This window comes from Pseudomonas sp. GW458-11-26-14-LB4 (assembly GCF_059423925.1).
Genome location: NZ_JBWKYU010000033.1, coordinates 21,047 through 47,670, shown reverse-complemented (window position 1 = coordinate 47,670; position 26,624 = coordinate 21,047). Strand labels below are relative to the sequence as shown.

Genomic DNA, 26,624 nt, shown 5'->3' with positions numbered 1-26,624 from the left:
CCAATTCCCCCCGCAGAAACTCCACCAAACCCCGCTGCAATCCACTCAACACCCCTTCGCGGCTGACCAGCGCCAGCTCCGTCGGCGGCAATGGCGGCAAGTCCGTGCACACCCGATGCTCCGGCAACACCGCCGACGCCGGCAGCACCGAAACGCCGAGCCCTGAGGCCACCGCCGCTTGAATGCCGGTCAGACTGTGGCTGCCGAAGGCCACCCGCCAGGGGCGTTGCGCCACGTCGAGCAGGCGAATCGCCCGTTGCCGGTACAGGCAGCCTTGGGGAAACAGCGCCAGCGGCAACACGCCGCCGGAAGAATCGAACTCCACGCCTTTGACCCACACCAGTCTTTCCGGCCAGGTCGCCCAGGCGGGGCCGCTGTCGGGTTCGCGTTTGATCAGGGCGATGTCGATTTCGCCGCTGTCGAGGCGTTGGCGCAGGTCGAGGCTCATGCCGCTGACGGTTTCCAGTCGCGCTTGCGGGTGGCTGCGGGTGAAGCCGGCGAGGATCAGCGCCATGCGTCGGGCGTCGAAGTCTTCCGGCATGCCGATGCGCAGGATTTCCAGATCCAGGTCGCTGGCCAGGGCTTCGCTGGCCTCGGCCGACAAGGCCAGTAATCGACGGGCGTAGTGGATCAGCAGTTCGCCGTGCTCGGTGACGCTGACGTTCAACCCGGTGCGGTCGCGCAACAGCAGGGCGTGGCCGACCAGGTCTTCGAGTTTGCGTACGTGTTGGCTGACCGTGGATTGGGTGCGGTGGACGCGTTCGGCGGCGCGGGTGAAGCTGCCTTCATCGACCACGCAGACGAAGGTTTTCAGCAGTTCCAGGTCCAGCATGGCGGCGGCCTCGATATTTGTTTGGCAACTGACGGTCGGCTATTTATTTAATTTCACACTATCACCCCGAGTTCATAAGCTGAAGCCCTCACTTGCAGAGGAATTCCCATGACCTTGATCAACACACCGCGCCCGCAATGGCTGACCTTCGATTGTTACGGCACCTTGATTCAATGGGACGAAGGCCTGCGCGCCGTGGCCGAGCGGATCCTCAGCGAGAAGGGCGAGCACCGGGTCGACGCCGGGCGCCTGATCGAGGTCTACGACCGCCACGAACATCGCCTGGAACAAACGCCGCCGCACCGCTCGTTTCGCGAGCTGAGCACTCTCGGCCTGCAACTGGCCCTGGAAGAACTGGGCCTGGCGAGTGCCAGCGAAGACAGCCAACGCCTGGCCGCTGCGATCCCGCAGATGCCGCCGTTTCCCGAAGTCGTCGAGACCCTCGCGCAGCTTAAGGCCAAGGGTTTCAAGCTGTGCATCGTCTCCAACACCGATGACGACATCATCGCCGGCAACGTCGCTCAACTCGGCGGCCATATCGACCGGGTAATCACCGCGCAACAGGCCGGCGCCTACAAACCGGCGCCGCGGCTGTTCGACTACGCTCATGAGCAATTGGGCGTCAGCCGCGATCAGGTGGTGCACATCTGCGCCAGCCCGATGCTCGACCACACGGCGGCCCGCGACATGCATTTTCGCTGCGTATGGATCGACCGCGGGACCGGTCGTCAGTTGCTGCCGGACTATCGGCCCGACGCGATCCTCAACACGCTGGACGAAGTCCTTCCGTTGTTCTCATCCCTTGGCTGGTCATAAAGGAGTTTCGCCATGGCCCATACCCTGACCGGCAGCGCCCGACCCGCGCGTTACGCCTCGTTGCACCTCGACAGCGAAGCCGTCATCACCGCTCGCAAAGAGCTGGCGGCGTGCTTTCAACTGGCGGCGCTGCACGGGCTGGAAGAGGGGATCTGCAATCACTTTTCGGCGATGTTGCCGGGTCATGCTGACCTGTTTCTGGTCAATCCGTACGGCTATGCGTTTTCCGAAGTGACGGCGCACAACCTGCTGGTCTGCGACTTCGACGGCAACGTGGTGGACGGCGAGGGCCAGCCGGAAGCGACTGCTTTCTATATTCATGCGCGCCTGCATCAGCGACTGCCCCGAGTAAAAGTCGCGTTCCACACCCATATGCCGAACGCGACGGCGTTGTGCCTGCTGGAGGGGCCGCCGCTGTTGTGGCTGAGCCAGACCGCACTGAAGTTCTACGGGCGCACGAAGGTGGACGAGCATTACAACGGGCTGGCGCTGGATGAGCGCGAAGGCGACCGGATTGCCGAGGTGATGGGCGAGGCCGACATTCTGTTTTTGAAGAACCACGGTGTGATTGTCGCCGCCCCGACCATCGCCGAGGCATGGGACGATCTGTATTACCTGGAGCGTGCCGCGCAGGTGCAACTGCTGGCGATGGCCACGCAACGGGTGTTGAAACCGGTACCGCACGCGGTTGCGCAACGGGCGTACGAGCAGATGCGCGAGGGCGATCCGGAAAGTGCGCGGGCGCATCTGCACAGTGCAATGCGGCGGTTGTCGAGCCGGGGGTAAAAGCGAGGAAAACGGGCAGGCAAAAATAATTCGCGCCGCAGGTCATCCAATTGCCCTGCGCGCCGATAGCAACTGGGTCGGGATCGTAGCGAGGGCACTTGGTTGCCCCACACAACCCGGTGGGCTACGCTCACAAGAACAAGGGTTTCGGGCTTTTGCCCCTGTCGTACCTGCCCAGGACACGCTTTTGCCTATCCCCATTCACGATCCGCATCAGGCCCCCGGCGGCACCCTCAAGCGTTTGCCCCTGCGCAAGGCGGCGGTGTTGTTCATCGTTGCTGTGTGTCTGTGCCTGTCCGGTCTGCTGTATTTGCAGATCGAACAGTCGCGGCGCCAGGATCTGGCCAACGCACAGGTGTCGTCGGCCAACCTGACCCGGGCCATGGCACAGCAGGCTGAAGACACTTTTCTGGCAGCGGATCTGGTGCTGACCAGCCTGGTCGACTGGGTTCAGGACGATGGTTATGGCGCGGCGCAGAAGCCACGTTTGCAGAAAACCCTCGCGCGGCGGGTGCAGCAACTGGAGCAGTTGCACGGCATGTTTCTGTTCGACCGCGAAGGGCAGTGGGTGATTACCTCATTCGCGGATCTGCCGCGCGGCAATGGCGTGGCGGATCGCGAGTACTTCAAGTTTCACCAGCAGAACGTCTCGGCCGTGGCGCACATCGGCCCGGCGATCCGCAGCCGTGAGAATGGTGAGTGGATCATCCCGATCTCGAAACGGGTCAACGACCACGCCGGCAATTTTCAGGGTGTGCTGCTGGCCGGGATCAAGATGTCCTACTTCGACCGGTTCTTCAAAAGCTTCAGCCTGGACGACAACGGCACCATGTTCCTCGGCCTGACCGACGGCACCTTGCTCGCTCGGCGACCGTTCGACGAGGCCCTTATCGGCACCTCGCTGGCCAAGGGCGAGATCTACCAGAAGTTGCTGCCCAATGCGTCCGCCGGCACTGCGATGATCGATTCGGTGGTCGATGGTGTGACGCGTCTTTATGGTTACCGACAGCTGGAAAGCTACCCGTTGGTGGTCGCGGCGTCTTCGTCCCGGGACACGATCCTCCAGGGCTGGTATGACCGGGCGTTCCAGTCCAGCGTGATCGTGGCGCTGGTGATGCTCGGCGTGGGGCTGTTTGGCTGGGTGTTCATTCATCAGGTGCGCGATGGCGAGCGGATCGAGAAAAACCTGCGCAAGGCCCAGCGGACGCTGGAGCAGATCGCCACCCACGACAGTCTGACCGGGCTGGCCAACCGGCGTCTGTTCGAGCGCTCGCTGGAGGTGGAGTTTGCCCGGGGCGCGCGGCAGTCGAGCCCGGTCAGCCTGATCATGCTCGATATCGATTTCTTCAAAAGCTACAACGATGCCTACGGCCACGTGGCCGGCGACCATTGCCTGACGCAGGTCGCGCAGGTGGTGAAGAACTGCTGCCAGCGCAAGTCCGATCTGGCGGTGCGCTATGGCGGTGAGGAATTCGCGGTGTTGCTGCCGGACACCGACATCAACGGCGCGCTGGCGATTGCCGGGCAGATCCGCCGCAGCGTCATGGACAAACACATCACCCACAGCGGCTCGCCCACCGGTTATCTGACGGTGAGCCTGGGTTGCTATGCATTTATTCCGCTGGGCAACGACAGCCCGGAGCTGTTCATCCAGCGCGCGGATGCAGCGCTGTATCAGGCCAAGAACGCCGGCCGCAATCGCGCGGCCGTGTTGTCGATGGACGTCGGTTTCGGCGAATTGCTACGTTCGGATCGCTGACAAAAAACGGTAGGGTTCAGACACAGGCCATGGCGTTTACCACGGCCTGCTCTTGTTCGTTCAGCCGCCAGTGCCACCGCCGGCACCGCCCGTGCCGCCACCGGCCGAACCGGTGCCACCTCCCGCTCCCGAACCCGAACCGCTGGCGCCGCCGTTGGTGCCGGTGCCGCCCCCCGCGCCGCTGCCGCCGGACGGCGAGCCCGGCGTGTTGTCGGGCGGCATTTGTGAACCACTGGTGGAGCCGGATTTGGTGCCCGTGGCATCGGCGCCGTCGTTGGCGGCGAATGTCGCGGCTGAGCCTGTGGCCAGCAGGCCGATCAACAACAGCGAGGTGAGTTTGCGCGTCATCATGGTCTGTCTCCGGAAAGGGGATTTACCTGATATTGGTCAGACGCGCCGAACCCTTGGTGCCGGCCGGATGACGAGCGGTCAGAAGTCCACGGTGGCCGAAACCTTCAGCGTACGCGGCGTGCCCTGGGTCAGGTAACCGCCGTTGGCCGAGGCCCAATAGGCTTCGTTGGCGACGTTCTCCAGATTGGCCCGCAGCGTGATCTGCTTTTCATCCAGCTTGAAGGCATAACGCGAGCCCAGATCGAAGCGGTTCCACGCCGGAATGCTCTGGGTGTTCGCGGCGTTCAGGTACTGGCCGCCGGTGCGCAACATCCGCGCGCTGAGGGCGGCGCCTTCGAGCCCCGGAATGTCCCAGTCGGCGCCGAGGTTGAACTGGAAGCGCGGCACCCCGACGGCGCGGTTGCCGTCATTCACGCCGTTGCTGCTGCCTTCCAGTTCAGTCTTCATCACGGTTGCGCCGCTGAGCAGGCGCAGGCCGTCGAGCGGTTCGCCGTAGACGTTGAGTTCCACGCCTTTGTTGGTCTGCTGGCCGTCGACCCGGAAGATTCCGTCCTGGGTGTAGCTCGACGGTTGCTCGATGCGATAGACGCCGAGGTTGGCGCCGTAGCTGCCCATGTCCAGGCGCACGCCGGCCTCGATCTGCTTGCTGCGCACCGGGGCGAAGGTTTCGTCGCGGTTGACCGCCGTGGTCGGCGGCGTCGGGCCCTTGGCCAGGCCTTCGATGCGGTTGGCGTAGAACGACACGTGTTCCCACGGCTTGATCACCAGGCCGTAGACCGGGGTGGTGATCGACTCTTCATAGCTCGAAGTGCGGGCGCCGGTGGCGGTGCTCCAGCCGTCGACTTTCAGTGCCTGGCGACGCACGCCGAGGGTCAGCAGGATGCGGTCATCGACGAAGCCGAGGGTGTCGGAAATCGCCTCGCTGCGCAGGATGTTCTTGCCGGTGATGCGCGGGTCGTTGATGTCGCTGGCAAACGAGGTTGGCGCCGGGCGCGGCTTGTCGGTGACGTTGTACAGGTTGGTGCTGTAGCGCCCGGCGGTGCTGATGGTTTCAAACGCCGAGCGCTGTTCGCCCCAGATGCCCGCCCAGCCGAGGTTCAACTGGTGCGTGACGGGGCCGGTGTCGAAGCGGCCGTTGAGCCCGGCCATGGCGCTCTGGTTGTCCTCGTCGTGGGGTGAATAGAGCATGCCGCCACGGGCGTTGCCGTTGAGGTCGGTAACGGTCAGCGACGAATAAACCCCGTTCTCGCGGGTGTGCTTGGCGCCGCCGGACACATAGGCGGTCCAGTTGTCGTTCAGGTCATATTCGGCGCGGGCCATGCCGAAGGTGTCTTCGAGTTGCGAATAGCTCCAGCTCTGGGCGTAGCTGGCGTTGGCGTGCGGCACCTTGGGGGCTTTTGTCAGGCTCGAATCGACATAGACCACCGAGCGGCCCTGGTTGATGACCTGCTTCTGATAGCCGAAATCGGTCGAGACCCGCAGGCGATCGCCGCGATAGTCCAGGCCGACGCTGAACAGCGACGAGCGCTGATCTTCGTCATCGACCGCGGTGTCGCCTTCGCGCTGCATCAGGTTGACCCGCGCGCCGAAGCGGTTGTCCTCGCCAAAGCGCTGGCCCAGATCCAGATGCCCGCCGACCCGACCGTCGGCGCTGTAATCGAGGGTGACACTGCGGGTCGGCGTGTCCATGGCGCGTTTGGGTTGCAGGTTGATCCCGCCACCGATGCCGCTGCCGCTCGGGGTCACGCCGTTGACGAAAGCGTTCGGGCCCTTGAACAGCTCCACTCGATCCAGCGCTTCGACGGCGATGATCTGCCGGGGCAGCACGCCATAGAGGCCGTTATAGGAAATGTCGTCGGAGGCCAGCGGCAGGCCACGGATCATGAACATCTGCGAGAAGTTGCCGAAGCCATTGGACTGGCGCACCGAGGCATCGTTGAGCAACACATCGCCGACGGTCTGGGCCTGTTGGTCGGCCATGGTCTTGGCGGTGTAGCTGGTGACGCTGAAAGGCAGGTCGTTGACCTCCTGGTTGCCGAGCATGCCGATCTGCGCGCGGCGCGCGACCTGTTCGCCGCCGTAGGTATCGCCGCTGTCGTCGCGAAGGGCGCTGACGTTGGTGGCGCCCAGTTCCAGCGCGCCGTCCGCCGCGACTTTCGGGGCCACGGTGTAGCCGTTGTGGCCAGTGCTGATCAGCTCGAAACCGCTGCCTTCCAGCAACCGCGCAAAACCGCTCTGCGCGGTGTAGCTGCCTTGCAGGCCGGGACTCTGGCGATTGCCCAGTTGCGCCGGATCGAACGACAGCGGCACGCCGACGCTGACCGCAAATTGCGCCAGCACATGGCTGAGCAGACCGGGGCCGATGTTGACGCTGCGGCTGGCGCTTTCACTGACGCTGTCGGCGGCCTGGGCGGCGCTCGGCAGCAGTGCGCTGAAGGCCAGGGCCAGGCTCAGGTTCAGGGCCTTGAGCGCAAACGTGGCGGGGCGGGGCGATGGCATTGCGGTCATTCGGTGTTCCTGTCGGGGGCGTGGAATTGAAAGGTCTATCCACTCACCGGACGAGTCGCGAAAAGGTATCAGCAAATATCGAAAATATTTTCCGAGGGCTTAGACACGGGGCTCTACCGACAGCCAATAGCGGGTCAGGCTGTTGATGTTCAGCGGCAACGTGTCGCTGAGCAGACGCAGGCTGGCGTCGGTGTCGCGCAGGGAAAACGCCCCGGACACGCGCATCGCCGCGACGTCCGGATGACAGCGCAGCACGCCCCGGCGATAGCGGCTCAGCTCTCCGAGCAATTCGTCCAGACGCATGTTGCTGGCCAGCAGCATGCCTTTGTCCCAGGCCAGGGAGGCGGTGTCGAAGGTTTCGGCGCTGTCGAAGCTGTTGAGTTTGAAGCGCTGACGCTCACCGGCCTGGAGAATCGCACTGTGCTTGAGCAGTTGCGGGGTGATCTGAACCTGGCCTTCAAGCACCGACACCTGACTGCGCGAACCCTCGGTGCGCACGCAGAATCGCGTGCCCAGCGCGCGGGCCACACCCTGCGGGGTTTCGACAATGAACGGACGGGCGCTGGCGTCTGCGGCGGTGTTGATCAGCACTTCGCCGTTGAGCAGCAGGACGCGACGCTCCACCGGGCTGAAAGTGATGTCCACGGCGCTGTCGGTGTTGAGCACCAGTTGAGTGCCGTCCGGCAATTGCAGGTTCTTCTGCTCGCCGACAGCGGTGCGCTGGTCGGCGGTCCATTGCTGCCACGGCACATGTTGCGAGGCCATGCCCAGTGGCCCGGCCATCAACAGCAAGCCGAGGCGGGTGAGGGTCTGGCGACGGCTCAGGCCTTCTTTGCGGGACGCGCGTTTCAAGGTCTGGATCGCGACGTTGGCCGGCACGCTGCGCAAATCCCCCAGCAGCGCTTCGGCCCGTTGCCAGGCCATGGCGTGCTCGGCGCTGCGGCTGCGCCATTGGGCGATGGCCTGATGGTCGGACGGGGTGGCAGTGCCGGAATGCAGTTGCACCAGCCAGTCGGCGGCCTCACCGAGAATCTGCGGATTGATCATCGACGAACTCATCAGGCGACACTCAGGCAGGCAATGAACGCGGCACGCATGTGCCGTTTGACGGTAATCAGCGAAACATTCAGGCGCGTGGCGATCTGCGCGTAGGTCAGGCCTTCGATCTGCGACAGCAGGAAGGTCTCGCGGGTCTGTTCCGGCAGTTCGCGCAGCAGCGCTTCGATGCGCCACAGGGTTTCGAGAATCAGGTAGCGGGTTTCCGGCGACGGCACTTCGGCGGCGGGCAGGTGCGCGATGGTTTCGAGATACGCGCGCTCCAGGTCCTGGCGCCGCCAGCGGTCGATCACCAGACCTTTGGCGATGTGCGTCAACAGCGCCCGGGGCTCGCTGCCCAACGGCTTGATCACCTGACGGGTGAGCAGGCGCAAAAATGTGTCGTGCGCCAGGTCGGCCGCATCGCAGCGGTTGCCCAGCTTGCGTTGAAGCCAGCCCTGCAGCCACCCGTGGTGTTCGCTGTAGAGCGTCTGGACTTGCTGATTCAACGGCTGATCGAGGGACGACATGGAGGGCAGGTACTCGTTTCGGGCGTCCGTTGCCAGAGATGCAATCGAGAGTGCGATTAGGGTGCAATTAAGAATTGATCGCATTCTAGTGGCGCGCAACGAGTGATGGCAATTGTCCTTTCACACTTTCTTTTCTGACACCGACGCAGGCCTACCCATCTTCCGGGAGATTGGCTATTTGCCGGTCCGGGCGCCGGGACTAACGTAGCCCCACATTCACTTGCCCCGGAGATCCCCGATGAAACCTCGTATCGATTTCTACACCGCGTCCCCCGATGCCCTGAAAGCGATGATTGCCCTGGAAACCGCCGTCTCGAAACTGCCGCTGGAAAAGACCCTGATCGAACTGGTCAAGCTGCGCGCTTCGCAGATCAACGGCTGCGCGTTCTGCATCGACATGCACACCGCCGACGCGATCAAGGGCGGCGAAACCCCGCGCCGGTTGTTCGCCGTGACCGCGTGGCGTGAAGCGCCGTTCTTCACCGAGCGTGAACGCGCCGCGCTGCTGTGGACCGAATCCCTGACCCAACTGAGCCTGACCCACGCCCCGGACGAAGATTACGAAGCCGTCGCTGCCCAGTTCTCACCCAAGGAAATGGTCGACCTGAGCTTGGCGATCAGCACCATCAACAGCTGGAACCGCCTGGCTGTGGGCTTCCGTAAAACTCCGCAAGCCTGATCGATCAATGTGCATCGGCACTCGGCGCGGCCGGTGGTTGCACCTTGCGCATCAAGGGCACCATCGCCGTGGCGATGCCGAAGCACACCATGATCATCAGGAACGTGTCGCCGTAGGTTTGCGTTTGCGCTTCACGGTAGGTCAGCAGCCATAGCTGACGCAGGCTGGCGGTGAGGCCGACATCGCCGCTCTGACCCAGCGCGGCAAAGTTGCCGCCGACCTGGGCCAGCCATTGATTCACTGCTTCGTTGCTGCTGTTCAGATGCTCCGCCAACCGGGTGAAGTGCAGGTTGGTGCGGTCGTTGAGAATGGTCGCGCACGCCGCAATCCCGATTGCACCGCCCAGGTTTCGCATCAGGTTGAACAGGCCCGACGCATGCTTGAGCCGCGCCGGTGCCAGGCCACCCAACGTCAATGTCACCGCCGGCGGCACCGCTAGTTGCTGGGCAATCCCGCGCAGCGCCTGCGGCAGCAGCAATTCTCCGGCGCCCCAGTCGTGGGTGATCGGACTGAATTCCCACATCGACAACGCGAACAACGCCAGGCCCGCCATCATGATCCAGCGCAGATCGATGCGATTGGCGAGAAAGGCGTACAGCGGAATCGCCATGATCTGGAACACCCCGGTGGAAAAAACCGCCAGACCAATGTCCAGCGCACCGTAGCCGCGAACCCGGCCGAGAAACAGCGGCGTCAGGTAAATCGTCGCGAACAGGCCGATCCCGGTGACGAAGGAAAAGAAGCAGCCGAGGGCGAAGTTGCGATCCTTGAGCGCGCGCAGGTCGACGATCGGATTGGCCACGTGCAGCGTGCGGCCGATGAAGGCCAGCCCTGCGAGTCCACTGATCCACGCGGTGGTCAGGATGGTCTGATCGCTGAACCAGTTCCAGCGCGGGCCCTCTTCGAGGGTGTATTCCAGGCAGCCGAGAAACAGCGCCAGAAACACCATGCTCAAATAGTCCGCGCCCTTGAGCAGCGACAACTCCGGCTGATCGATCCTGACCAGCATCGGCACCGCCACGGCGACGAAAATTCCCGGCACCAGATTGATGTAGAACAGCCAGTGCCAGGAGGAAATGTCGGTGATCCAGCCGCCGATCACTGGGCCTAATGTTGGCGCCAGCGAAGCCACGGCGCCGATGGTGGCAGCGGCGATTACCCGCTGTTTGCCGGTGAAGAAAAAGAACGCCGTGGTGAACACCAGCGGAATCATCGACCCGCCGAGAAACCCTTGCAGCGCGCGAAAGGCGATCATGCTCTGGATGTTCCAGGCGATGCCGCAGAGCAGGCTGGCGAGGGTGAAGCCGACCGCCGAGGCGCAGAACAGCCAGCGCGTCGAAAACACCCGCGACAGCCAGCCCGACAACGGGATCACGATGATTTCTGCGATCAGGTAACTGGTCTGCACCCACGCCGTTTCATCGGTGCCGGCGGACAACCCGCCGCCGATATCGCGCAGCGAGGCCGAGACGATCTGGATGTCCAGCAGCGCGATGAACATGCCGATGCACATGGTGGCGAAGGCGAACACTTTGGTCGCCGTCGCCATGTCGGCGGCATTGAATGGCTGCGCGGAGGCGGTGAGGGCGGTGCTCATGGCGCGCTGGCCACGGCGGTGGTTTCAGGTTGGGCACGGGTGTCGACTTCAGCCGTCACCGACAGGCCCGGACGCAGGTGGCCGAGCACGCCGTCGGCCGGGTCGAGCAGAATCCGCACCGGCACGCGCTGGACGATTTTGGTGAAGTTGCCGGTGGCGTTTTCCGGCGGCAGCACACTGAATTGCGAACCGGTGGCCGGGGCGAGGCTGTCGAGGCGACCGTGGAACTCCTGGCCGGACAACACGTCAGCACGGATGCTCACGCGCTGGCCGGGTTTCATCCGCGCCAGTTGATCTTCCTTGAAGTTGGCATCGACCCACAGACCACTGGCCGGCACCACCGACAACTGCTGCGAACCGGCCTGCGCATAAGCGCCGACCCGCGCGCGGCGGTTGCCGATCACGCCGTCGACCGGGGCGCGCAGTTCGGTGTAGCCGAGGTTGAGTTGCGCCAGATCACGCTCAGCCCGGGCTTGCTGGAGGGCGGCGCGGGCCTGTTGTTTCTGGGTTTCGATCACGGTGAGCTGGCGTTGCGCGGCCAGCAGTTCGGCTTGGGCTTTGGCGCTCAAGGCTTGCGCGGTCTTGAAGGTGGCGTCGGCCCGTTGTGCACTTTCCACCGAGACTGCATTGGTGGTCACCAGGCGTTTGTAGCGTGCGTTGTCATCTCGCGAACGGGCGGTTTCGGCACTGGCGGCATCAATGCCGGCGCGGGCCTGACCGATCACCGCTTGCTGCAGTTGTTCGGTGGCGTCGAGGTTGGCCAGCAGCGCCTCTTCGGCGGCGACCGCGCCTTCAGCCTTGGCCAGATTGGCGCGGTAGTCGCGGGCATCGAGGCGGATCAACACGTCGCCGGCCTTCACCCTTTGGTTGTCGCTGACCAGCACTTCCTCGATGTAACCGGCGACTTTCGGCCCGATCACCGTGACGTCGCCGCCGATGTAGGCATCGTCGGTTTCCTCGAGAAATCGCCCCGTGCCCCACCAATGCACGGCGTACAGCCCGGCGAACACCAGCGCGGCCAGACCCGCAGTCGGCAACAGCAGGCGTTTGAGCAGGGGAGGTTTGGGGGCGCTGACCGGAACGGCGAGATCGGGTTCTACGGTGGGCATGCTGGTCATGGCGTAATACCTGAAGAAGCGGAATGGCTATTACGACCGTAATATGACGCGAGTAATATTTTGTGGCAATTGATTTTTGTCGCCGATCGTCAGATGAAGACTGTCGAAAGAAGAAGCTGACCATTTGTTTAAGAAATGTAAGCGCCGTAGGAAGCGTCTTGCATTTGTGTAGGAAGGCTCTGACTATCACCGCTATTGATGGGGTGGCATTAAGCCAGTTGATTGCAAGGATGTTGAGTGCCGTATTTGCTTTGCGCTGTTTCTCGTAGTCGTTCCCTGCCTCGCCCGCTGTTGTCGGCCTTGTTGTTGAGTGTGTGTGCGCCCAGCGTTCTCGCCGCCGAAACTCCAGCCCCTGGCCAGGAAGTGCTGCGCCAGCAACAACTGCAACAGCGCGATCTGCAACAGCTGCAACTCGAACAGCGCAAGCGGCAACTGGAGCGCGGCGCGTTCGGCCCGACGCCTGCCACTCCGGCCATTCCTGGGTCGATCAAACCCGATGAGCGCTGCTGGCCCTTGAGTGGTACGCGTATCGGTGGTGTCACGCTGATCGACAAAGACAAACTCAACGCCCGGATCAAACCGCTGCTGGCGCCGTGCATGGGCGTCGGCCAGATCAACCATCTGCTGGCGACCATTACCGCGCTGTACGTGGAGAAGGGCTACATCGCCAGTCGGCCTTACCTGAGCAGCGCGCCGGTAGCCGGGCAATCGCTGGATATCCTGATCGACGAAGGCTACATCGAGTCCATCGAACTGGCCGACCAGAGCCTGCCGGTGTCCCTCGGCGGTGCATTCCCGGGCATGCTCGGCAAGCCGCTGAACCTGCGGGATCTGGAGCAGGGTCTGGATCAGTTGAACCGCCTGCGCTCGCTCGATCTTACCGCCGACATCGCCCCCGGCAGCCAGCCCGGTGCGTCGAAAATCATCTTGCGATCGCGCACCTCGGGGCAGTCGCGCTGGAGCTTGGGCCTGGGCGTGGACAACCTCGGCAGCGCCAGTACCGGTCGTGATCGCGACACACTGAGCCTGACCCTCGATAGCCCGCTCGAACTCAACGACCTGTTGAGCCTCAGCGCCAGCGACACCCTCAATCAGGGCGACCGCTACAGCCGCAACGCCAGCCTCTATTACGCGATTCCCTACGGTTACTGGACGTTCAGCACTTTCGCCAGCCACGCCGAATACCGCGCGCCGTTCAAGCTCAGCACGCTGACCTTTCACAGCACCGGCATCACCGATCAACTCAGCCTGCGCGCCGACCGTGTGTTGTGGCGCGACCAGAGTCATCAGCTCAGCGCCAACCTGCAACTGGCGCACAAGGACGTCGACAGCTATCTGGAAAACGTCCGCCTCGGCATCCAGAGCCCGATCCTGACCGTGGCCGAAGCCGGACTCAACCTGTTCTGGCTCGACCGCGCGGTGTGGAACCTCGACGTCAATTACGCCCAGGGCTTGCGCTGGTTCGGTGCCGACGACGATGCCGATCGTCAGGTCAAGAATCTGCCCAAGGCACAGTTTCGCAAGTACCGCGCTGGCCTCAGCCAATGGCGCAACGGCCAGCTCGGCGCGCAAGCCTGGCAATGGCAGAGCCAGCTCAATTTGCAGTACAGCCCGGACCCGCTGCCGGCCATCGAACAATTGCTCGGCACCGACGATTCCGCTGTGCGCGGTTATCGGGTCAGCAGTGCGTCCGGTGCCAGCGGCGCGATCTGGCGCAACACCTTGCGCCTGCCGTTGCGCACCGATTTGCCGGTGCAGCTCACCCCGCGCGTCGGCCTCGACCACGGCTGGATCAAGGCCGATCACGGCGCCCCGGTTCAACGCCTGAGCGGCGCCAGCATCGGCCTCAACCTGGGCTGGAAAAACCTGCAAGTGGACGTCGATTACCAACGCAGCCTGAACACCCCGACCGGCCTGCACCGCGAGCCTGAAACCTGGCTGATGCGGGTCGGATTACAGATATGAACGTCAGTGAACAACAGCCATCGGACCTGAGCGCGACAGCCGTGGCCTTCAACTCAACGCGCAACGTGATGCCGCACTACATGGAGAGTTTTTTATGCCAATGAATACCTTTGCGTTTCATCTTTCCCCACGGGGGAAACTGCGTTGGGCCATCGCCAGCCTGTTCCTGGTCGCTCACCTGCCGGGCGCCATGGCCGGCGGCGTGGTGGTCGCGCCCGGCCCCGGCGGCACCGCGCAACTGCAGACCCAGGGCGGCGTCCCGATCGTCAACATCGTCGCGCCCAACGGCTCGGGGCTCTCGCATAACCAATTCCTCGACTACAACGTCGACCGACAGGGCCTGGTGTTGAACAACGCCTTGCAGGCCGGGCAATCGCAGCTCGCCGGGCAACTGGCGGCCAACCCGCAATTGCAGGGCCAGGCCGCGAGCGTGATCCTCAACGAAGTGATCAGCCGCAACCCGTCGGCCATCAACGGCGCCCAGGAAATCTTCGGTCGCGCTGCCGACTACGTACTCGCCAACCCGAACGGCATTTCGGTGAACGGCGGCAGCTTCATCAACACGCCGAACGCCAATCTGGTGGTCGGCCGGCCCGAGCTGAACGACGGCAAGCTGCAAGCCCTGAGCACCCGCGACGCCACCGGTCAGTTGCAGATCCAGGGCGGCGGGCTGCGTAACGGTGAAGGCTCGATCAACCTGATCGCGCCGCGCATCGACAGCCAGGGCGCAATCAGCGCTCGCGATCAACTGAACCTCACCGTCGGGCGCAATCAGATCGACTACGCCAGCGGCCAGGTGAAAGCCGTGGACCCGGCGGGCAACACCACCGATCAACGGATCGACGCCAGCCTGTTCGGCGCGATGCAGGCCGGGCGCATCAACATCGTCAGCACCGTTGAAGGCGCGGGCGTGAAGGTCGGGGCTGTGCAAGTCGCCGGGCGTGACGGCGTGCAGATTCGTTCGGCGGGCGACTTGAGCGTCAGCGGTCAGGCGATCCCGGACAGCCTCGACGTGACCCGCGCCGGCATTCGCAGCAGCCAGGGCGACGTCGGCCTGCACAGCGGCAAGGACCTGACGCTGGCCGCCGCCGACGTCAGCGGTCGCGACGTGAAGGTCGATGCCAAGCGCAATCTGACCCTGACCACCGTCGAAAGCCGCAAGCTCCAGGAGCAGCGCGAAAACTGGAACAACAGCACCATCGGCATCACTTGGGAAACTTACGAGCGCACCAAGACCGACAGCGATTCGCGCCAGCACGGCAGCCAGATCGTCGCCAGCCGCGACGCGCAACTGTCGTCCGGTAAAGACACCGAACTGAAAGCCGCCAAGGTCGACGCGAAGAACAACCTCAGCGTGCAAAGCGGCGGCGATCTGCGCCTGACCGCCGCCACTGAAAGCCACACCCAGACCGATCAGGGCAAGCACCGCAAACACCTGTGGAAAGCCGATTGGGACAGCAGCAGCGAAGAGCAGCGCAGCATCACCAGCCAGCTGAAGGCCGGCAACATTGCCCTGCAAACCGCCGCACTGTTGCGCTCCGAAGGCGCTGAATTGAACAGCGCCGGCGATCTGCAACTGGCCGGCAAACAGGTGGAAATCACCGCCGCGACCCGCACCAACCGCAGCAGCGACAACCGCTATTCCGGTGACCTGGTCGGCGGCGGTTTCTTCGGCAAGACCGGCGACGCCGACAAGGGCCAGACCCAGCATCAGGGCAGCAAGGTCAACGCGGCCGGCAAACTGGTGGTCAAGGCTGACGACGTACGCATCAGCGGCAGCCAGGTGCGCGGCGCCAAGGACGCGAGCGTGATCAGCGACAACGGTTCGCTGACCATCGACGGCGTGCAGGACACTTCGCACAGCAACAACCACGACAAGGACAGCAAGTTCTTCGGCATCACCAAGGACGAGTCCCGGCAGAACAGCAAGGACAGCACCACGGTGCGCAGCGAGCTGGCTTCCGACAGCAACCTCAAGCTCAAGAGCGCCAAGGACATCGAACTCGCTGGTTCTACGGTCAAGGCCGGCGGTTCGCTGACGGCGGATGCGGCGGGTGATGTGAATGTGCATTCGACGCAGAACACCCACGACAGCAGCAACAGCACGCAGACTCGTGGTTTCGACGCTTACGCCAAGGAGCAATCGGCGGAGCAGTATCGCGCCGGCGTGCATTACGAAGACAAGGCGCAAACCGTCACCGCCAACGACGTCACGCAGCAGGGTTCCAGCCTCAGCGGCGGCACTGTGCAAGTGAAGGCGGGCGGCGATGTGACGCTCAAGGGCGCCGAGGTGAAATCTACCGCCGGCGACACGACACTGAGCGGCAAGAACGTCTCGCTGCTGGCTGAGCAGGGCAGCCACAGCACCTCGACCGAAACCCGCAGCACCGGCGGCGGGTTCTACTACACCGGCGGGCTCGACCGCGCCGGTAGCGGCGTGGACTTCTCGCACAGCACCTCGCAAGACTCCACCGGCAAAAGGACCGCGCAAACCACCGGCGTGCAGAGCAGCGGCAGCCTGAACATCAACGCTGACAAACTCGCCACCGAGGGCGCGCAACTGAAGGCCGGCAACGGCCTGAACGTCGCCGCTAACCAAGTGGACAACCGTGCCGCCAGCAACACCGAAAGCAGCACTCACAAGGAGAGCAACTGGTCGGCGGACATAGGCGCCAACGTCGAGTACAAAGACATTGCCCGGCCGATTGCCGGTGCGGTGAAAGAAGTACTCGACGGCAAGGTGCCGGACAAGGACGCACTGGCCAATCTCGGCCAGCCGAACGTCGGGATCGACGTGGCAATCGGTCATGCCAGCGCCGATAAAACCGAGCAGGGCAGCAACGCCGTGGTCAGCCGGTTCGACGGCCAGACCGTGGACGTGAAGGTCGGCGGCACGCTGCACGACCAGGGCACCCAGTACAACGCCAGCGCCGGCAAAGTGAACATCGGCGCCGACAAACTGGTGGCCGATGCAGCGAACAACACCCACAACAGTACCGAAAAATCAGTGGATGCCAAGGTCGACGTGCGCGTCTACACCAAGACTGGTGAAGACGTGAACGTGGCCGGCAGCGGCGCGGGTGGCAGCAGCCAGTCGAGCAAGGACAGCTCCACCGCGGTGGTCGGCGGTTACGCTGGCAATCAGGGCGTGAACATCAATGTCGGCGGCGATGCCCAGTTCGAAGGCAGCCGTTTCGATGGCGGGCAGGGCGGTGTCAGCATCAAGACCGGCGGCGATCTGGCCCTGAATCAGGCCAACGACCGCCAGAGCAGCGACAGCTCCAGCCTGCGTGGCAACGGTTCGCTGACGGTAGGCACCTTGCCGGGCACCGACGGCACCAACGTCGATCTCGGCGCTGGATTCCAGCTCGATCACAAAGGCAACAAGACCACCGACACCCAGGCCCACGTAGCCAGTATCAATGGCAACGGCCCGGTGCAATTGAGCAGCGGCGGCAATCAGGTGCAGCAGGGCACGAAGATCGACAGCGTTGGTGCTATCGACCTGAAAGCCGACGGCAAACTCGACCTGCAAGCGGCCACCGACTCGCACGTCGCCACCGGCAGCAATCTCGGCGGCGGCCTGAAGGCGGGCGGCAGCAAGACCAGCAGCGAGAAGAGCCGCGATCAGGGCGGCAACCTCAGCGGCAACTTCAACATCGGTCGGGTCAACGAGAACACCCAGACCCTCAGCGGTGGTCAGCTCAACAGCCAGAACGGCATCGCCTTGAGCGGCGATTCGGTGCACCTGCAAGGCACTCAGGTCGGCGCGCCGAACGTCAGCATCGATGCGCAGAAGGGCGGTTTCGTTCAGGAATCCGCGCAGTCCAGCGACAACCGCAACAACTGGAACGTAGCGCTGAACGCCGGCGGCAATCTGAGCAAAAGCACACCGACCGCCGCCGATGAAAAAGTCAGCAGCGATCACGGCTTCAATGCCGGGGCCAAGGTCGGCGTGGATTACCTGCAAGGCACCACCCAGCAGAACAGCCAGATCAAGACTGACACGGTGGTGTTGAACAGTGGCGGTGATGCGAGCCTGAGCGGCGCGCGGATTGATGCGCGCAACGTCAGCGGCAACGTGGCGGGTGATCTGTCGGTCGAAAGCCGTCAGGATTCCAGCACTCACGCCAAGGTCGACGTGGATCTGGGCCTGACCGCCAAGAAGACCCCGGCCGACGACAAGGGCAAACTGGCTGGCACCGACTACAAACCAACGCTGAAAGTCGACGGCGAATACGCGCACAAGGACAGCGTGAAACAGGCCTCCGGTATCAGCGCTAGTCAGGGTGTGAACCTCACCGTCGGCGGCGCTACCCAACTGACCGGTGCGCGGATTTCCGCCACCGAAGGCAAGGTCGATCTGGGTGGTTCGAAGGTCAGCAGCACCGACCTGAGTAACCTCGACTACGGCGTAAAAGCCGGCCTGGATCTGCCGCACAAAACTGAAGAAAATGCACCGAAGGTGTCCGTTGAAAACGGCAACCTGAAAGTCGGCCCGGTGACCCTGAGCGGTCATCTGGACAGTCAGCCCCTGCAAGCCGGGATCGACGAAAAAGGCTGATTGACCGTCAGTGAAACCGGCGGGGGCGAGCCTGCTCGCTCCCGTTTCTGATGGACACCCGGCTCAAAACGGCAGCCACTGTCGTTTCCCGTCAAGTCGATGAAAGCATGCGCTCTACACTCGGGTGAAACCGGGAGGCCGCGCCATGCACGACAACGTCGAACACCTGAGAATCCAGCTGGCCTGCGCCCTGCGCTGGGCTGCGCGTTTGAACCTGCACGAATCCATCGCCAATCACTTCAGCGTGGCCACTTCGCAGGACGGTCGCGAGTTTCTGATCAACCCCTACGGCAAACACTTCTCGCGGATCCGTGCTAGTGATCTGCTGTTGCTCAATGCCGACGATCCGTCCAGTCTCGACTGCCCGGACTCCCCGGACAAAACCGCGTGGGCCTTGCACAGCGCCTTGCACCGCAACCAGCCCCAGGCCCGTTGCATCCTCCATACCCACAGCAGATACGCGACGACGCTAGCATGCCTGAAGGACTCGCGCCTGCCACCGATCGAGCAGAACAGCATGCGGTTTTTCGAGCGGGTGGCGATTGACGAAGGATTCGATGGCATGGGTCTTGGGGAAGAGGCGGAGCGGGTGAGCAGGCTGCTCGGTGACAAGCCGATCCTGCTGATGGGCAATCATGGATTGCTGGTCGCGGCGCCGAGCGTGGCTCAGGCGTTTGATGATCTGTATTACTTCGAGCGGGCGTGCGAGGTGTACATCACCGCACTGGCGACCGGGCAGGAATTGCGCGTGGCCAGCGATGAAGTGGCGCGCAAGACGTGTCGGCAATGGCTGGATTATCCGGGGTTTGCGGATAAGCATTTCAATGCATTGATGGGCATCCTCGACGAAGAGGAACCGGTCTACCGCCAGCTGAATTAGCAATGGGTTCTCGGATGGCTGATCCAGAACCCGCGCGGATTCGTGCCACAGTGAAATTGAGTTTGGCTGGAAAGAACAAATTGTTATAGCGAATGGGTATTGAATGACTGTCAGTTCTGACAGTGTGCAAAAAGCTGATAAGGGACGACGATTGGCTTGAGGCGCGTGGTTTCAATTTAACCTGTGCGAGCATCAAACCAATCAATTCATGGAGCAACAGAAATGGCTGATATTCATTTTCAAGACTTGTTTAACGGTGTAATTAACTGCAGCTCAAAACCTCAAATTAACGGCATTTCGGTAAAAGTGGGGGCGTTGTCAAATGAGGCGAAAGTGGGTGACGAGTTCACCGGCGAATTTCAGGGATGCAGTGATTCCGAAGGTGAGGTACCCATCCAGGGCGCTTCGACATCATTGAGCCGAAATGTAACACGGGCTGACATCGAGAATGGCTCCGTTGATTGCTTTAAGGAATGGAACAAAATCAAACTCATTGGAAATGGCTCGGTTCGTTATAACTACCTGATCAATGGCGTAGTGGAGAACACTGCATCGGTAGTGGTCCGGTTAGTGAATTCAAGTGGTCAATCGTGCGACGAGGTCCGAACGCACAACTGAACGTCCGAGTTTCAACAATGCCTGCCTGTTGCAGGCATTTTTTTGCCAGCAAGGCTTGCGCAACGTCACGGGTGAATGGCCGCTCTTCGTTTCAAGGTGCCTTGCTCAACGGCTGGCGCATCACCGGCGCACTCCACGCCTGGCGCCGATCCTCACTCGGCGGGCAACCAAAGCGTGCGCGGTAAGTGCGGGAGAAATGCTCCAGCGAGCCAAACCCGGAACACGCCGCCACCTGGGCCACGCTCATCTGCGTCTGTTGCAACAGGTTGTGCGCCCGGGCCAGGCGCAGGGTGATGTAGTACTTGAGCGGCGAGAGCCCGCTCTGATGCTTGAACTGGCGCTCGAGTTGACGACGTGACAGGCCGACTTCGCTGGCAATCGCCTCGCAGTCCAGCGGTTCTTCCAGAGCCTTTTCCATCAGTTGCACGGCACGGCGGATCTTGTTGCCGTACATCCCGCTGTTCCCCAGACCGCCGTCGAGCTGATTGTCCGCCGGCGCGCGCATCTGGCCCATCAACAGGTACAGGCCGATTTCCCGGGCCAGATCAGGATCGATGCGCTGGCCGATCCAGCCCAGCAGCATGTCGAGAATGGTGGTCGCGCCGGCGCAGGTCAGGCGCTGGCGTTCGAGGGTGTAGAGCTGCGGTCGGGCGCGGACTAACTCTCCTGAAAACCCTGCAGGTTGTCCCAATGCACCGACGCTTCGTAGCCGTCGAGCACACCAGCGGCGGCCAGCAGTTCGGTGCCGGTTTCCACGCCGATCAAGACCGCGCCGAACAGCGCCTGCTTGCGCAGCCAACTCTTGAGCGCCGGATTGCAGCTGTGTTGATGCACCTCGAAACTGGCCAGTACCACGCAGGCGTCGAAGGCCTGCTCGTTGTTCAAGCCAGCTTCGGCGATGCTCGCCTGACCGTTGCTGGCCGTCACCGGGCCCGGCTGCAACGACAGCAACGTCCACTCGAACAGCGTGCGCTGGCTCAACCAGTTGGCGATGGCAAGCGGTTCGAGCACTGCCGCCAGACCGAAATTGGAAAACGCCGGCAGCAGCAGCACCGCCACTCGCAGCGGTGCTTCATTGCGCGGTACAGCTTCAGCGGATCGGGTCATCGCCATCTCTGCTTCATCGTTGTTCGGTCTGCCAGTGCGGGTTGATCCACACCGGTACATCGAGGGCTGGCAACGGCGTGAGGTTACGGATCAGGTCGCTGGCCTTTTCCGCGATCATCACCGTCGGTGCGTTAGTGTTGCCGCTGACGATCGCCGGCATGATCGACGCGTCCACCACCCGCAAGCCGTCGAGGCCATGCACTCGCAGTTGCGGATCGACCACCGCTTCAGGGTCGCCCGCCGGCCCCATCTTGCAGGTGCCGCTGGCATGGTAGCCGGTTTCCGTGACCTGCCGCGCCCAGGCATCGAGTTCGGCGTCGGTCTGCACCGAACGGCCCGGCACCAGCTCTTCGCCCTTGAACGGCGCCATCGCCGGTTGCTCGATGATTTCCCGCACCAGCCGAGCGCCGGCGCGCATGTCGGCACGGTCCTGCGCGGTCTTCAGGTAGTTGAACAGAATCCTCGGCGGCCGCCGCGGTTCGGCGCTGTGCAGGGTCACGCTGCCCAGGCTGGTGGGGCGCATCAGGTCGATGTGGATCTGGAACGCGTGGGTCGGCACCAGCTCGACGCTGCCCGGTTGCACCGCCAGCGGCATGAAGGTCAGTTGCAGGTCCGGGTGTTCGACGCCGGCTCGGGAACGCAGGAACGCACCGGCCTCGAAGTGATTGCTCGCCGCCAGGCCGTCGTGACGGACGAACCAGCGCGCGCCAATCCACCATTTATCCGGCGCGGTGGTCCAGCGATACAGCGACACCGGTTGTTTGCAGCGAAATTGCACCACCGCGTCCGGGTGATCGTTGAGGCGTTTACCGACGCCGGGCAGGTCGTGCACGACGCCGATCCCGAGGTCACGCAGTTCCGCCGCCGGGCCGACGCCCGAGAGCAACAGCAACTGCGGCGAATTGATCGCCCCGGCCGTCAGCAACACTTCCCGGCGAGCGCGGACGGTGTTCGTTTCGCCGTTCTGTTCATAATCAATCCCGACCGCTCGCCGGCCCTCGAACAGAATGCGTAGCACCAACGCATCGGTGACCACGCGCACATTGCCCCGAGCCAGTGCTTCGCTCAGATAACCGCGCGAAGCGCTCCAGCGCCGACCGTTGCGTGTAGTGCGATCCACCGGGCCGAAGGCTTCCTGACGATAGCCGTTCAAGTCCTCGCTGACGCCATAACCGGCCTCGGCCCCGGCCGCGATGAACGCCGCGCACAATGGTGTTTCTACATCGCCGGGAGTGACGTGCAAATGGCCGTCGCCGCCGCGATAGTCATCGCCACCGCCGGCGTGAGTCTGCGCTCGCTTGAGGTACGGCAGCACCTCGCGATAGCTCCAGCCAACGCAGCCTTGCTCGGCCCAGCCGTCGTAATCCCGGGCATGGCCACGGATGTAGACCATGCCGTTGATCGACGATGAACCGCCGAGGGTGCGGCCTCTCGGCGTGCCGATTCGGCGGCCGTCGAGGTACGGCTCGGGCTCCGACTGATAACTCCAGTTATAGCCCGACCCACCCACCACAAGGCCCACGGCGGACGGCATGTCGATCGTCCAGCTCTTGTCCTCGGGCCCGGCCTCCAGCAGCAGGATGCGCACGTTCGGGTCTTCGCTCAAGCGATTGGCCAACACGCAACCGGCCGAACCGGCGCCCACGATCAGGTAATCAAACCGGGTTTCGTCCATGGTTTGCTCCGTTCAGACAAATGACGAGGGAAGGGCGGATCAGTCCACGCAATGGCCGTGAATGCCGTTGAATACCAGGCGATGAAAGTGATGCACCAGATGCTCGCTTTCATTGCTGCGCTGGGCGTCGATCATGTAGCGGCCCTGGTCGTAACCGAGCGAGCGCAGGCCCTTTTGCACCGAGATGTTCAGGGCGATGTCTTCGGGGCCGAGGTCTCCGTTCATCCACTTCATGCATGCCGTGCTTACGGCGGCGGTCTCGGGGTTGCTGGAGTAGTAACCGAAGCGCAGCAGCGAGCGCTCGGCGTCCAGCGGAATCATGATGAACGAGCCGAGAAACTCGGAGAACGGGAAGGTGTAGAAGGTGTTGTTCGGCCACATGCCGATGTTGAAAAAGCATTCCTGCGGGTTCGGCTCGCTTTTCAGCGGCACGCCATAGGCCTCGGTCGCCGACAGATTGGCCGGTGCGGCGTAGGTCCACCAGTTGTCGCGTTTGATCAACTGGTAACCCTTGAAGTCGATCAGCCGGGCGAGGTCGATGTGGCACGGGCCGGACAGCTTGAAGTGATAGCCCTCGATGGAATTGTCCATGATCACTTTCCAGTTGGCCGGCACGATCACGTCTTGTTCCTCGATCAGATGCATGTCCGCGAGATCCGGAAACACCCGGCGCATTTCTTCGTCGGCACCGGGGAACAGATCCCGCAGCGACGGCGCATTCGGATCGAGGTTGAAGTAGACGAAGCCGCCGAGTTCTTCCGTGCGCACTTGGGGAATGTTGAACTGCGCCAGCTCGAAATTCTTCATCCGCTCGCAACGCGGCGCACCGCGCAGGCTGCCGTCCATTTCATAGCACCACGAGTGATAGGCGCAGCGCACCACGCCGCCGGTAGTGCCACGGCGTTCTTCGAGCAGGCGATTGCCGCGATGCTTGCAGACGTTGTGAAAACCATGGATCTGCCCCTGCCGATTCTTCGCCACCACCACGCTCTGGTCGAACAGATCCGTGACGACGAACTGCCCCGGCTCGGCGAACTCACTGACATGCCCGGCGACATGCCAGGCCCTCATGAAAATGTTGTCGCGCTCGGCACGGAACAGGCTGTCGTCGTAGAAATAACGCGAGGGCAGGGTGAAGGCCTGCTCCGGATCCTGCTGATCCCAGGCGTCGACCGGACTGTGCTGCTTGCGGGTCTGGAAACTGTGCATGAGGCGATCTCCACGGCGTGTTGTTGTGGGATCTAATCTAGGGTGCGGCGCGAGGGTGGGGTTGATGGATTGCGACCAGTTGATGGGTGGAATGATCAATCTCAGGCTGTATCGGGGAGGTCTTGACAGCCCTGCGATAATGAAACTTCACCGCGATCATGACGCAGAGGAAGGTTTTCCATGGACAATCAAGCACTCAAGGCCTTGTTCGACCAGCAGTCCGCCGTCTATGACAAACAGTGGAGCGGCATGGCGCCCCTTCGTGATGCCCTGTATCTGCTGCTGGATTCAGTGTTCGCGGGCCTGCCGGAGAATGCCCGGATACTCTGCGTCGGCGTGGGCACCGGTGTGGAAATGGCCCATCTGGCGCAGCAGTTTCCCGGCTGGCAATTCACCGCAGTCGACCCTTCGGGCGCCATGCTCGACGTGTGCCGTCAGCGAGCGACAGAGGGCGGTTTTCTCTCCCGCTGCCATTTTCACGAAGGCTACCTCGATACGCTGACGGATGAATCCGGTTACGACGGCGCAACCTGTTTTCTGGTGTCGCAGTTTTTGCTCGACCCTCAGGTGCGTATCGACTTTTTCCGTGAGATTGCCCGTCGTCTGGTACCGGGTGGGATTCTGGCGAATGCTGATCTGGCCTCGGATACTCAATCCCCGGCCTATGAAGCATTGCTGCGTCACTGGATGACGCTGATGGCTTCGGCCCAGGTGCCGCCGCAAATGCTCGAACGAGCGCGCACGGCGTATGCCCGGGATGTGGCGATTCTGCCGGTGCCGCAGGTCGCCAGTCTGATCGAGTCGGCCGGGTTCGAGGCGCCGGTCCAGTTCTTTCAGGCGGGTCTGATGCACGGGTGGTTCTGCCCGCGCAAGGCAGGGATTGCCGCGGGTTAGAGCGCCGGATTGATAGAAGGAAACAGCTTCGTCGGCATTCCCGAGGAATCCATTGCTTCAGCTTAATAGGAAGCATTACTATTCACGCCCCTTTCTTCAGCACGCCGCAATGATCCCCATGCTGCCCCGCAGACCCGGCTTTCTCGAGCATTACGAAGAGTTGATCGGCACCTGGACCCGTCGCCTGCGCAATCGCTCGCAGGCCGAGGATCTGGCGCACGACACCTTTGTGCGGGTGCTCGAATCCGATTCGTCGACGGTGCAGCAACCCCGGGCGTATTTGCATCAGACCGCGCGCAACATCGCGGTGGACGGCTATCGGCGTGAGGACCGGCGGGGCGCCATGGAGTCGGAGGCGATCGATCTCAGTGAGTCGCCGAGCGGCGATCCGGAGCATTACATGCATGCGATCCAGCTGGCCGATTCCATCGAACGCGCGCTCACGGAGCTTCCGGTCAACTGCCGACGGATTTTCGTCTGGCAGAAGATCGAGGGCCTGACCCAGGCGGAAATCGCCGAGCGCCTGGGCCTGTCCAAGAACATGGTGGAAAAGTATATGATCCGCACCCTGCGGCATCTGCGTGATCGCCTGGACGGGGCGCAATCATGAGCCGCGGCGTCTTTTCATCCCCAGCCAAACAGGACATTCCATGATGGATACTCGTGATTGCGCGTGCGGGCAAACAACGGTGCGCGATGACGCGGCACGCTGGTTTGTGCGTTTGCAGGAGCCGGCCGTCAGTGTCGACGAACAGCAGCGCTTCGACGCGTGGCTGAACGAACATCCCCAGCACCGTGACGAATTCCAGTTGCTCCAGGGCTTGTGGACGGCGGCGGATCTGCTGCCGGCGCCACGCCTCAAAGCTTTGTGCGAAACCCCGCCGGCGCGGCGCGAACGCCGTCCGTTGTTGCGTTATGCCGTAGCGGCCAGCGTGGTCTCGGTGGCGCTCGGGCTCGGTCTGTTCAGCGGTCTGAATCACCCGCAAGGTTACAGCGCCGAATTCGCCACCGCGCTGGGCGAGCGCAAGCATGTCGCGCTGCCGGACGGTTCGGTAATCGACCTTAACAGCCGCAGCCGTTTGCAGGTGCGTTTCGAGAAGGATCGGCGGCTCATCGAGCTGACTGAAGGCGAAGCGATGTTCAGCGTCGAGCACGATACTTCTCGCCCGTTCGTGGTCGAGGCCGGCAGCGGCAAGGTCACGGTGACTGGCACTCGTTTCGATGTGCGCCGCGATGTGACGCAGACCCGGGTCGCGGTGGAGCAGGGCACGGTCAGGGTGCAGGGTCGTGGTGCGGCCGATGCCGATTTCATCAGCCTCACTGCCGGCCTCGGCACGCGGATCGATGCACAGGGCAAAGTAACGCCGGCCTACGCGGTCAACCCGGCGGAGCTGACAGCCTGGCGCAGCGGCAAACTGGTGTTCAACAACGCCAGCCTCAGCGAAGTCGCCGAGGAAGTGTCGCGTTATCGCGACAAGCCGCTGAAGGTCTCTAACCCCGCCGTGGCCAATTTGCGCCTGACCAGCGTGTTCAAATCCGACAATACCGATGCCTTGCTCAGGGCCTTGCCGAGCATCCTTCCAGTGGCCGTGCGCACTCTTGCCGACGGCAGCCAGGAAATAATTTCAAAATAAAATTCAGGTTTTTTTCGAGTTCGTCGTCTTCCTGTTCAACTGCAACTGGTTTGCATTAACAGCCGCA

The 26,624-nt window shown here is 62.8% G+C and carries 22 protein-coding genes; 11 read left to right on the top strand and 11 right to left on the bottom strand.

Annotated elements, in window-relative coordinates; translation table 11 throughout:
• Nucleotides 1-832 (bottom strand): LysR substrate-binding domain-containing protein (locus AC07XZ_RS28600; RefSeq protein WP_102688571.1); only part of this gene is annotated, 832 nt, incomplete at its 3' end.
• A gap of 108 nt (nucleotides 833-940) precedes the next feature.
• Between AC07XZ_RS28600 and AC07XZ_RS28595 the strand changes: the two genes are divergently transcribed.
• From AC07XZ_RS28595 to AC07XZ_RS28585, 3 genes are all read left to right on the top strand, one after another.
• Nucleotides 941-1,648 (top strand): haloacid dehalogenase type II, encoded by a 708-nt coding sequence (locus AC07XZ_RS28595; RefSeq protein ID WP_085648172.1) that lies wholly within the window; start codon nucleotides 941-943, stop codon nucleotides 1,646-1,648.
• 12 nt (nucleotides 1,649-1,660) lie between these two features.
• Nucleotides 1,661-2,434: an aldolase gene (locus AC07XZ_RS28590; protein ID WP_102688572.1), complete on the top strand. Its 774-nt coding sequence runs from the start codon at nucleotides 1,661-1,663 to the stop codon at nucleotides 2,432-2,434.
• A 187-nt stretch (nucleotides 2,435-2,621) separates the two neighbouring features.
• Complete coding sequence (locus AC07XZ_RS28585) at nucleotides 2,622-4,193, top strand: sensor domain-containing diguanylate cyclase (protein WP_102688573.1); 1,572 nt, start codon at nucleotides 2,622-2,624, stop codon at nucleotides 4,191-4,193.
• Nucleotides 4,194-4,253: 60 nt separating this feature from the next.
• Here AC07XZ_RS28585 and AC07XZ_RS28580 read toward each other — a convergent pair whose 3' ends face one another.
• From AC07XZ_RS28580 to AC07XZ_RS28565, 4 genes are all read right to left on the bottom strand, one after another.
• On the bottom strand, nucleotides 4,254-4,544 hold the full coding sequence (locus AC07XZ_RS28580) for a hypothetical protein (RefSeq protein ID WP_102688574.1): 291 nt from the start codon (nucleotides 4,542-4,544) through the stop codon (nucleotides 4,254-4,256).
• A 78-nt stretch (nucleotides 4,545-4,622) separates the two neighbouring features.
• The gene (locus tag AC07XZ_RS28575; protein ID WP_102688575.1) at nucleotides 4,623-7,052 is read right to left on the bottom strand and encodes a TonB-dependent receptor; all 2,430 of its coding nucleotides are present in this window, start codon (nucleotides 7,050-7,052) and stop codon (nucleotides 4,623-4,625) included.
• 99 nt (nucleotides 7,053-7,151) lie between these two features.
• A complete protein-coding gene (locus AC07XZ_RS28570; protein ID WP_102688576.1) occupies nucleotides 7,152-8,111 on the bottom strand; it encodes a FecR domain-containing protein in 960 nt (319 codons plus the stop codon).
• Nucleotides 8,111-8,617 (bottom strand): sigma-70 family RNA polymerase sigma factor, encoded by a 507-nt coding sequence (locus AC07XZ_RS28565; RefSeq protein WP_102688577.1) that lies wholly within the window; start codon nucleotides 8,615-8,617, stop codon nucleotides 8,111-8,113. The genes AC07XZ_RS28570 and AC07XZ_RS28565 overlap by 1 nt, the downstream gene beginning before the upstream one ends.
• A 238-nt stretch (nucleotides 8,618-8,855) precedes the next feature.
• Here AC07XZ_RS28565 and AC07XZ_RS28560 point away from each other — a divergent pair, with 238 nt between their 5' ends.
• A complete protein-coding gene (locus AC07XZ_RS28560; RefSeq protein WP_102688578.1) occupies nucleotides 8,856-9,296 on the top strand; it encodes a carboxymuconolactone decarboxylase family protein in 441 nt (146 codons plus the stop codon).
• A 4-nt stretch (nucleotides 9,297-9,300) separates the two neighbouring features.
• On the opposite strand, the gene AC07XZ_RS28555 is transcribed toward AC07XZ_RS28560, so the two are convergent.
• Both AC07XZ_RS28555 and AC07XZ_RS28550 read right to left on the bottom strand, forming a co-directional pair.
• Nucleotides 9,301-10,893 (bottom strand): DHA2 family efflux MFS transporter permease subunit, encoded by a 1,593-nt coding sequence (locus tag AC07XZ_RS28555; protein WP_102688579.1) that lies wholly within the window; start codon nucleotides 10,891-10,893, stop codon nucleotides 9,301-9,303.
• A complete protein-coding gene (locus AC07XZ_RS28550; protein ID WP_102688580.1) occupies nucleotides 10,890-12,011 on the bottom strand; it encodes an HlyD family secretion protein in 1,122 nt (373 codons plus the stop codon). Before AC07XZ_RS28550 ends, AC07XZ_RS28555 begins: the two co-directional genes overlap by 4 nt.
• A 237-nt stretch (nucleotides 12,012-12,248) precedes the next feature.
• Here AC07XZ_RS28550 and AC07XZ_RS28545 point away from each other — a divergent pair, with 237 nt between their 5' ends.
• The 4 genes from AC07XZ_RS28545 (at nucleotide 12,249) to AC07XZ_RS28530 (ending at nucleotide 20,038) form a co-directional block, all read left to right on the top strand.
• On the top strand, nucleotides 12,249-13,976 hold the full coding sequence (locus AC07XZ_RS28545; protein ID WP_102688581.1) for a ShlB/FhaC/HecB family hemolysin secretion/activation protein: 1,728 nt from the start codon (nucleotides 12,249-12,251) through the stop codon (nucleotides 13,974-13,976).
• 94 nt (nucleotides 13,977-14,070) lie between these two features.
• The gene (locus tag AC07XZ_RS28540) at nucleotides 14,071-18,540 is read left to right on the top strand and encodes a hemagglutinin repeat-containing protein (RefSeq protein WP_102688582.1); all 4,470 of its coding nucleotides are present in this window, start codon (nucleotides 14,071-14,073) and stop codon (nucleotides 18,538-18,540) included.
• Between the two features lie 145 nt (nucleotides 18,541-18,685).
• Complete coding sequence (locus AC07XZ_RS28535; RefSeq protein ID WP_085748558.1) at nucleotides 18,686-19,420, top strand: class II aldolase and adducin N-terminal domain-containing protein; 735 nt, start codon at nucleotides 18,686-18,688, stop codon at nucleotides 19,418-19,420.
• A gap of 222 nt (nucleotides 19,421-19,642) precedes the next feature.
• On the top strand, nucleotides 19,643-20,038 hold the full coding sequence (locus AC07XZ_RS28530; RefSeq protein WP_102688583.1) for a hypothetical protein: 396 nt from the start codon (nucleotides 19,643-19,645) through the stop codon (nucleotides 20,036-20,038).
• Nucleotides 20,039-20,129: 91 nt separating this feature from the next.
• Here the strand turns inward: AC07XZ_RS28530 and AC07XZ_RS28525 are convergent, their stop codons facing one another.
• From AC07XZ_RS28525 to AC07XZ_RS28510, 4 genes are read right to left on the bottom strand one after another with little or no spacing between them, the layout of a single operon-like run.
• Nucleotides 20,130-20,729, bottom strand: a complete 600-nt coding sequence (locus AC07XZ_RS28525; RefSeq protein WP_256590593.1) for a GlxA family transcriptional regulator — start codon at nucleotides 20,727-20,729, stop codon at nucleotides 20,130-20,132.
• Nucleotides 20,696-21,145 carry an AraC family transcriptional regulator gene (locus AC07XZ_RS28520; protein ID WP_256590594.1) on the bottom strand — a complete coding sequence of 150 codons (450 nt, stop codon included), beginning with the start codon at nucleotides 21,143-21,145 and terminating at the stop codon, nucleotides 20,696-20,698. Before AC07XZ_RS28520 ends, AC07XZ_RS28525 begins: the two co-directional genes overlap by 34 nt.
• 13 nt (nucleotides 21,146-21,158) lie before the next feature.
• A complete protein-coding gene (locus tag AC07XZ_RS28515) occupies nucleotides 21,159-22,820 on the bottom strand; it encodes a choline dehydrogenase (protein WP_102688584.1) in 1,662 nt (553 codons plus the stop codon).
• Nucleotides 22,821-22,859: 39 nt separating this feature from the next.
• Nucleotides 22,860-24,029, bottom strand: a complete 1,170-nt coding sequence (locus AC07XZ_RS28510) for an aromatic ring-hydroxylating oxygenase subunit alpha (RefSeq protein WP_102688585.1) — start codon at nucleotides 24,027-24,029, stop codon at nucleotides 22,860-22,862.
• Between the two features lie 180 nt (nucleotides 24,030-24,209).
• Here AC07XZ_RS28510 and AC07XZ_RS28505 point away from each other — a divergent pair, with 180 nt between their 5' ends.
• The 3 genes from AC07XZ_RS28505 to AC07XZ_RS28495 all read left to right on the top strand — a co-directional run bounded on the left by AC07XZ_RS28505 (nucleotide 24,210) and on the right by AC07XZ_RS28495 (nucleotide 26,557).
• Nucleotides 24,210-24,923, top strand: a complete 714-nt coding sequence (locus AC07XZ_RS28505) for a class I SAM-dependent methyltransferase (RefSeq protein ID WP_102688586.1) — start codon at nucleotides 24,210-24,212, stop codon at nucleotides 24,921-24,923.
• A gap of 109 nt (nucleotides 24,924-25,032) precedes the next feature.
• Nucleotides 25,033-25,533, top strand: a complete 501-nt coding sequence (locus AC07XZ_RS28500) for a sigma-70 family RNA polymerase sigma factor (protein WP_102688587.1) — start codon at nucleotides 25,033-25,035, stop codon at nucleotides 25,531-25,533.
• A 40-nt stretch (nucleotides 25,534-25,573) separates the two neighbouring features.
• Nucleotides 25,574-26,557 carry a FecR family protein gene (locus AC07XZ_RS28495; protein ID WP_102688588.1) on the top strand — a complete coding sequence of 328 codons (984 nt, stop codon included), beginning with the start codon at nucleotides 25,574-25,576 and terminating at the stop codon, nucleotides 26,555-26,557.
• Nucleotides 26,558-26,624: the final 67 nt, after the last annotated feature.

What these genes read in the sequence shown, in the direction of transcription:
- AC07XZ_RS28555 (WP_102688579.1), bottom strand. Translation starts at nt 10,893, where the DNA reads ATGAGCACCGCCCTCACCGCCTCCGCGCAGCCATTCAATGCCGCCGAC.
- AC07XZ_RS28575 (WP_102688575.1), bottom strand. Translation starts at nt 7,052, where the DNA reads ATGACCGCAATGCCATCGCCCCGCCCCGCCACGTTTGCGCTCAAGGCC.
- AC07XZ_RS28595 (WP_085648172.1), top strand. Translation starts at nt 941, where the DNA reads ATGACCTTGATCAACACACCGCGCCCGCAATGGCTGACCTTCGATTGT.
- AC07XZ_RS28515 (WP_102688584.1), bottom strand. Translation starts at nt 22,820, where the DNA reads ATGGACGAAACCCGGTTTGATTACCTGATCGTGGGCGCCGGTTCGGCC.
- AC07XZ_RS28520 (WP_256590594.1), bottom strand. Translation starts at nt 21,145, where the DNA reads ATGACCCGATCCGCTGAAGCTGTACCGCGCAATGAAGCACCGCTGCGA.
- AC07XZ_RS28560 (WP_102688578.1), top strand. Translation starts at nt 8,856, where the DNA reads ATGAAACCTCGTATCGATTTCTACACCGCGTCCCCCGATGCCCTGAAA.
- AC07XZ_RS28550 (WP_102688580.1), bottom strand. Translation starts at nt 12,011, where the DNA reads ATGACCAGCATGCCCACCGTAGAACCCGATCTCGCCGTTCCGGTCAGC.
- AC07XZ_RS28580 (WP_102688574.1), bottom strand. Translation starts at nt 4,544, where the DNA reads ATGATGACGCGCAAACTCACCTCGCTGTTGTTGATCGGCCTGCTGGCC.
- AC07XZ_RS28510 (WP_102688585.1), bottom strand. Translation starts at nt 24,029, where the DNA reads ATGCACAGTTTCCAGACCCGCAAGCAGCACAGTCCGGTCGACGCCTGG.
- AC07XZ_RS28505 (WP_102688586.1), top strand. Translation starts at nt 24,210, where the DNA reads ATGGACAATCAAGCACTCAAGGCCTTGTTCGACCAGCAGTCCGCCGTC.
- AC07XZ_RS28565 (WP_102688577.1), bottom strand. Translation starts at nt 8,617, where the DNA reads ATGTCGTCCCTCGATCAGCCGTTGAATCAGCAAGTCCAGACGCTCTAC.
- AC07XZ_RS28530 (WP_102688583.1), top strand. Translation starts at nt 19,643, where the DNA reads ATGGCTGATATTCATTTTCAAGACTTGTTTAACGGTGTAATTAACTGC.
- AC07XZ_RS28500 (WP_102688587.1), top strand. Translation starts at nt 25,033, where the DNA reads ATGATCCCCATGCTGCCCCGCAGACCCGGCTTTCTCGAGCATTACGAA.
- AC07XZ_RS28590 (WP_102688572.1), top strand. Translation starts at nt 1,661, where the DNA reads ATGGCCCATACCCTGACCGGCAGCGCCCGACCCGCGCGTTACGCCTCG.
- AC07XZ_RS28570 (WP_102688576.1), bottom strand. Translation starts at nt 8,111, where the DNA reads ATGAGTTCGTCGATGATCAATCCGCAGATTCTCGGTGAGGCCGCCGAC.
- AC07XZ_RS28535 (WP_085748558.1), top strand. Translation starts at nt 18,686, where the DNA reads ATGCACGACAACGTCGAACACCTGAGAATCCAGCTGGCCTGCGCCCTG.
- AC07XZ_RS28495 (WP_102688588.1), top strand. Translation starts at nt 25,574, where the DNA reads ATGATGGATACTCGTGATTGCGCGTGCGGGCAAACAACGGTGCGCGAT.
- AC07XZ_RS28540 (WP_102688582.1), top strand. Translation starts at nt 14,071, where the DNA reads ATGCCAATGAATACCTTTGCGTTTCATCTTTCCCCACGGGGGAAACTG.